7 protein-coding genes are annotated in these 5,715 nt (G+C 46.3%); 6 read left to right on the plus strand and 1 reads right to left on the minus strand.

Features of this window, described 5'->3' with window-relative positions:
- The coding region (gene pbpC, locus H6F50_RS12630; RefSeq protein WP_190428970.1) for a penicillin-binding protein 1C at positions 1 to 2,138 on the minus strand (2,138 nt) is incomplete at its 3' end.
- A 274-nt stretch (positions 2,139 to 2,412) separates the two neighbouring features.
- Here pbpC and H6F50_RS12635 point away from each other — a divergent pair.
- From H6F50_RS12635 to H6F50_RS12665, 6 genes are all read left to right on the plus strand, one after another.
- Positions 2,413 to 3,726, plus strand: coding sequence for a glycosyltransferase (locus H6F50_RS12635; protein WP_190428971.1), 1,314 nt, complete (start codon positions 2,413 to 2,415; stop codon positions 3,724 to 3,726).
- Positions 3,704 to 3,853 carry a hypothetical protein gene (locus tag H6F50_RS12640; RefSeq protein ID WP_190428972.1) on the plus strand — a complete coding sequence of 50 codons (150 nt, stop codon included), beginning with the start codon at positions 3,704 to 3,706 and terminating at the stop codon, positions 3,851 to 3,853. The genes H6F50_RS12635 and H6F50_RS12640 overlap by 23 nt, the downstream gene beginning before the upstream one ends.
- A gap of 48 nt (positions 3,854 to 3,901) precedes the next feature.
- On the plus strand, positions 3,902 to 4,126 hold the full coding sequence (locus tag H6F50_RS12645; protein ID WP_190410043.1) for an AbrB/MazE/SpoVT family DNA-binding domain-containing protein: 225 nt from the start codon (positions 3,902 to 3,904) through the stop codon (positions 4,124 to 4,126).
- Positions 4,123 to 4,512, plus strand: coding sequence for a type II toxin-antitoxin system death-on-curing family toxin (locus tag H6F50_RS12650; RefSeq protein ID WP_190428973.1), 390 nt, complete (start codon positions 4,123 to 4,125; stop codon positions 4,510 to 4,512). The genes H6F50_RS12645 and H6F50_RS12650 overlap by 4 nt, the downstream gene beginning before the upstream one ends.
- A 480-nt stretch (positions 4,513 to 4,992) precedes the next feature.
- Positions 4,993 to 5,256: a hypothetical protein gene (locus H6F50_RS12660; RefSeq protein ID WP_190428975.1), complete on the plus strand. Its 264-nt coding sequence runs from the start codon at positions 4,993 to 4,995 to the stop codon at positions 5,254 to 5,256.
- Positions 5,257 to 5,471: 215 nt separating this feature from the next.
- Positions 5,472 to 5,715, plus strand: a 244-nt coding sequence (locus H6F50_RS12665) for a hypothetical protein (RefSeq protein WP_190428976.1), incomplete at its 3' end; no start/stop codon positions are given.

The following is a 5,715-nucleotide window of genomic DNA, read 5'->3' on the forward strand; positions in this document are numbered from 1 at the left end:
TCACCTGGGTGCAATAAGAAAACATCGCCATTGTGAGGAGACAAAATCTTGACGCCACTAGAGACAAAACTTGGTTGATGCTGCCTTGCTAACCACTCATCGTACTCTGGAGGCAACTTTGCAGTCCCTGACTGACGCTCATAATCGCTAATATCTTCTGCGTAAAAATATTCTTGCACTACTGAGGGACAATCTGGGGTAGGGCGTAAGCCAGAAATTGCACAGATTGGGCGTTGCACCAGATTTTCTGGAGGGGGAAAGATGGCAGGTTCTCGATTCTGATGGAGGTGTAACATGATGCGATTCCAGAGGGGTGCTGCACCTGTCACCCCCGAAACTTGTCGCATGGGATCGCCGTTAAAATTGCCCACCCACACGGCTACGGTGTAGTCGGTGGTAAACCCAACCGTCCAAGTATCTCGAAAATCCGAGGAAGTGCCTGTTTTAACTGCTGCGGGGAATGGTAAAGCTAGCACCGAGTCTACCCCAAAGGCACTTGCACGAGCATGGCGATCGCTTAACATATCCGCAATTAATCCCCAGGTTGAAGGGTTAGCAGATGGCAGCCTGGAAGGTCTTCGGTTGCTATATGGCAGGTTGGAGAATGTTGTGACTAGCGGGGTGGCTTCTCCACGTCTTGCTAAAGTAACATACGCCCTCGTTAACTCCCATAAACTGACTTCACCGCTACCCAAAATTAGTCCCAATCCGTAATGTTCGGGCGACCGATTTAAATGCTCAAACCCTAATTGATGCAGATGATTTAGAAAATTTTGCACGCCAACTTTTTCTAATACCCGCACCGCCGGAACATTCAGGGAATTTGCCAAAGCTACGCGAACTCGTACTGGCCCTAAAAAAGTTTCATCATAATCTGTAGGACTGTAGAGTTTCGCGCCGGGAATCGCGTAATGTGTTGGCACATCCGCCAAGATAGTATTCGGGCGAATCGTGCGGTTTTGTAGGGCATATTCATATAAAAAAGGCTTCAAAGTAGAACCGGGTTGACGTAATGCCTGTACCCCGTCGTTGCGACCGAGTTGTGCTTCATTAAAGTAATCGGGAGAACCCACATAAGCCAAAACTTCCCCCGTGTGGTTGTCAATGACTAAGGCAGCAGCATGATGAACATTATTGGGGGTGAGGGTACGAATCACTTGCTGCACTTGCGCTTCCACAAATTGCTGCAAAGGGCGATCGATGCTGGTGCGGATCTGGGACATCCGATTGGGGATAGCGCTTTCTGGGGCTTTGCTCGAAGATTTTTGATTTTGAATTGAAGAATTAGATAGTTGATTAGATACCCAAAATAAAAAATGAGGGGCGGCAATAATTCCCTGTTGTCTCGGTGCTAGGGAAATCTCTTCTTTGTAAGCTCGATCTGCTTGTGCGCGAGTAATATAACCGTCTTCAACCATGCGATTCAGAACATAAATCTGCCGCTTTTTAAGGCGTTTCCAATGGTCGTAGGGATTGAAGTAAGTGGGATTATTCGGAACAGCAGCGAGAAGACTTGCTTGGGCAAGATTAAGTTCGCTTGCTGGAATATCGAAATAGTTACGGGATGCAGCTTCTAACCCATAGATATTCCCCCCCATTGGCAGGCGATTGATGTAAGCAGAGAGGATTGCATCTTTATTCATCCCGGCGGCGATGCGCCAAGATAGCCAAATTTCGCGCAACTTGCCCGGTAAGGTGCGGGGAACGGGATCTAACATCCGCGCTAGTTGCATCGTAATCGTGGATGCACCGGAGGTAATCCTTTTCGCCTGAAGTGAATCTTTAAGCGATCGCGCTACAGCCTTCAGATCCAGCGCCCCGTGATGATAATATGAGCCATCTTCAGCAGCTAGAATCGCGTTGATAAAGTGGGGCGAAACTTGATTCAGCGGCACCACAGCGGTATGCTCTTGGTCGCGGGTCAGCAATCTTCCTAAAGGAAGTCCATTGCGATCGCTAAATTCAATCGCTTGCGTATCCTGGGCAATATCTTTGGCACGAACGGGTGCCAGATAAGGAAGCGATCGCACGGTTAAACCCAGCAACACTAAAGCCAAGAATCCGCGAAATTTCTTGTTTCTCCCCCAACGCCAAAAGAGTTCCTGCATTTGGATTTGCCACTGCTTGGGTTGTCTCATCGCTTAACCCTTTCGCCAACGAAGACTTACCCCCTTATCTTCATTGTGGCGATCGCCTTTACCGGATGAGGGTGTTTTTAGGGGATGCGCGATCGCATCTTCCCTCTAAGCGCTTGAAACTGGCAGATGGTACGCTTCCACCTCAAGAGAATGATGAGTAATTCTTCCTAATCATCCACTAGGGTCAGCCAATCGGATGAAGCAAGTACCCTTAAACCGCCGTAGTTTTGTAGTAATACAAGTAACTCATCTATAAAAAGATACGGTAGCCATTATGAAGATTGTTCTGCACACTTATGGTTCGTTAGGCGATTTGCATCCTTATATAGCGATCGCCTTAGAATTAAAGGCACGCGGGCATCAAGCAGTAATTGCCACCGCTGAGTTCTACCATAACAAAATCGAAGCGGCTGGTCTTGAGTTCCACCCAGTCCGTCCCGATTTTCCCACAGACGTTGAACAGCAACGAGAACTTGTGCGTCTGATCATGGACAAGCAAAACGGTACAGAATACGTCTTTCGCCAAGCAATCTTACCCTATGTCCAAGAAACTTATGAGGATCTGATGTCGGCAGTGCGCGATGCAGACCTGTTGGTGACACACCCCCTCAGCTTCGCAGCAACGCCCGTTGTTGAGAAAACGGGAATTCGTTGGGTTTCCAGCGTACTGTCTCCGATGTCGTTCCTCTCCGCCTACGATCCCCCAGTAGTGGCGACTTTCCCCAGTTGGCTGAATCTACGCATACTTGGCCCTGGGTTTAATGGAGCGCTCATCCGCCTCGCTAAAAATCGTTTCAGCTCGTGGGATGAACCCCTGCGACAGTTACGGACACAGCTTGGTTTATCTCCCCTTGCTGATTCTATGTTTGAAGGGATGAACTCCCCCGACTTAGTGCTGGCTTTATTTTCAGAAGCTCTCGCAACTCCTCAACCCGACTGGCCAAAACAGACTTGCGTTACCGGATTTACTTTCTACGATCGCAATGGCGATACTGGTCTATCTCCGGAACTGGCATCATTTTTGGATGCGGGAGATCCGCCAATTGTGTTTACTTTGGGAAGTTCCGCCGTGTGGGTTGCTGACAAGTTTTACCTCGAAAGTGCCAAAGCTGCCTTAAAGTTGGGCTATCGGGCTGTATTGCTGGTTGGCAACAATAACCCCTCTCTGCCAAAAGAGTTGCAATCTAAAGATATTGGTGTTTTTGACTACGCTCCCTACTCGGAACTGTTTCATCGGGCTGCTGCTATTGTGCATCAAGGAGGCGTGGGCACAACCGCGCAGGTATTGCGTTCCGGTCGCCCGATGTTGGTCGTACCCTTTAGTAACGACCAACCAGACAATGCTGCACGGATTACTCGTTTAGGAGTCGGACGGACTATCGATCGCGATCGCTACACTGCTTCTCGTGCGGCTAAGGAACTCGATCGCCTATTACGCGAACCTCGCTACCAGGCTAAAGCCGCAGAAGTTGGCAATAAGGTACGAGCAGAAAGCGGGGTTAAAGTTGCCTGCGATGCAATCGAAGCACAATTGAAAAAAGATAAGAACGCTACCAACCTTCAAAGTGCGTCCGTCTCGCCTGTTTAACTATTTTGTAGAGAGATGCGATCGCGCTTTAGAAGATTGGAGCGATTTGGATAGACGCGATCGCATCTTTGAATCAGGAAAATTTGTCAAACCCTTAATGACTAAACAAGGGGATTCCATTCTATAAGTTTATGTTATAACATATGTAGTTACTATCCAATTAAGAGGTGATAGTATGCATACTCTAAAAATTCGACGGATTGGCAATTCTTTAGGAGCAACCTTCCCTAAAGAAGTATTGCAAAAGCTAAATGTCAGTGAGGGAGACAGCATTTTCCTGACAGAAACTCCAGATGGAGTTCAAATAACTGCTTACGATCCTGATTTTGAAGCCGCAATGCAGGCTTTTGCAGAGACCCGTAAAAACTACCGCAATGCCTTTCGTGAATTAGCTAAATGAAGGAACCCAGATGGGTGCCTGAGACAGCAGTAAGCGCCATACATGAAGAGCTAATTGCAGAACATGGGGGGAGGTCTGGATTGAGAGATGCAGGGTTACTTTCAGCGAGTCTAGCCAGACCTCGGCACTTATTCTCTTACAGTGAAAATGCAAAGCTGTTTGATCTGGCAGCAGCCTACGGCTATGGTCTGGCAAAAAATCATAGTTTCGTCGATGGCAACAAGCGAATCGCTCTTGCTGTCATCGACGTTTTTTTACGACTGAATGGCTATAAATTAGTGGCACCAGAACCAGAAGCGGTAGTAATGATGAACTATGTAGTGGAAGGAGTGGAGAATCAAGATAGCCTAGCCGCTTGGATTGCGGAAAAATCTCAAAAATTCTAAGTTGTATTAAAAGATGCTAGCCGTATTGAATGATATTTAGTAAACTCTCTTGTGGTTAACAACTAGAAATGGTATATTTGTAATAATCGTACGACAAATACAAAAATTGATATATTTTGAGTAGCTGCTAGCAATTTTACCTAGCAGATGCTTTGTAGCAAATATTTTTTCTTGATAGTTAAACTCCCTTGGCTTTAAGCCAAGGGAGTTTAACTATCAACCAGGCGATCCACTTCAAAAGCGTCATGTTGGTCGCCCCTTAAATATCTAGGGTTGTAAATTACGTAATACAACTCACTTAACTGGGCATATTTTGTCTGCTTCTCGTCGTATCCTCCCCTGTAAGTTTGAGAAACGACTTTTAATACAAAAATTGGGACAACATAATTTTCTTCCCACAAAAACACAGCTTAAAAGTCCCTTAGCATTTTTACGCCGTTCTACGTTCAAGCTGAGAATACCATCAGGAACGATAGTAGTTTGATGAACTCTATTTGTCATGTGGTAGATACCCATATTTACCCCAAAAAATCAGTCCATGCGCTATTGCAAAGGAAAGTAAGAATCGCTCTCAGCAAGTTGGAACTAGGTTTTGCAGTTCATTATCCGGCGTTGCTGAAAAGTAATGATTTTTCCACGAAGGAATCTGCTTGTGAAATAGCTATAGCATTACCAAATCAGCAACGCCCATTATCCATAGGGGTATCGTCAGAATCAGGTAGTTCTGTTGAGGATGCTAGATAAGGCAATGGGTCTTACTGCTTTCCCTAGAATTGTTGCCTAGAGCTTAGCCGAGCGTGAGTAGCGTTAGCTCAGCATAAAGTAAAGATTTTAAGCGTAATGATTCAGCTACCCGGAAGACTGAGTAGTTGAGATGTAGACCTCTTGTTAGTGAGTCATGTAGGGGTAACTCTTGTGGTTTCCTCTCCGATGAATTACCTGCAATGAGGGGAGACGTTGTGACAGTTTCAATTCCTGATACAGACTCGCTATCTTCCCTCCTTGCAGAGGATAGTACAGATAAATCCTTTCAACAGATAGGCACGATCGTGAGAATTTGGATGCGGTTTCTGGTTGTCGTAGCATTCGTACTGGGAATAGCCGGATGTGGCGTGATTAATCTCTCTGGAAATGAACCACTTCCAGCAGTTCCTTCTCTAGCGACGCCGCAACTACCAGACTGGATTGAAGAAATTAGTCCGA

The sequence above is a fragment of the Coleofasciculus sp. FACHB-712 genome (assembly GCF_014695635.1).
GTDB lineage: Bacteria > Cyanobacteriota > Cyanobacteriia > Cyanobacteriales > FACHB-T130 > FACHB-T130.

Coding starts and splice junctions, on each gene's coding strand:
- H6F50_RS12635 (WP_190428971.1), top strand. CDS start 2,413: ATGAAGATTGTTCTGCACACTTATGGTTCGTTAGGCGATTTGCATCCT.
- H6F50_RS12645 (WP_190410043.1), top strand. CDS start 3,902: ATGCATACTCTAAAAATTCGACGGATTGGCAATTCTTTAGGAGCAACC.
- H6F50_RS12650 (WP_190428973.1), top strand. CDS start 4,123: ATGAAGGAACCCAGATGGGTGCCTGAGACAGCAGTAAGCGCCATACAT.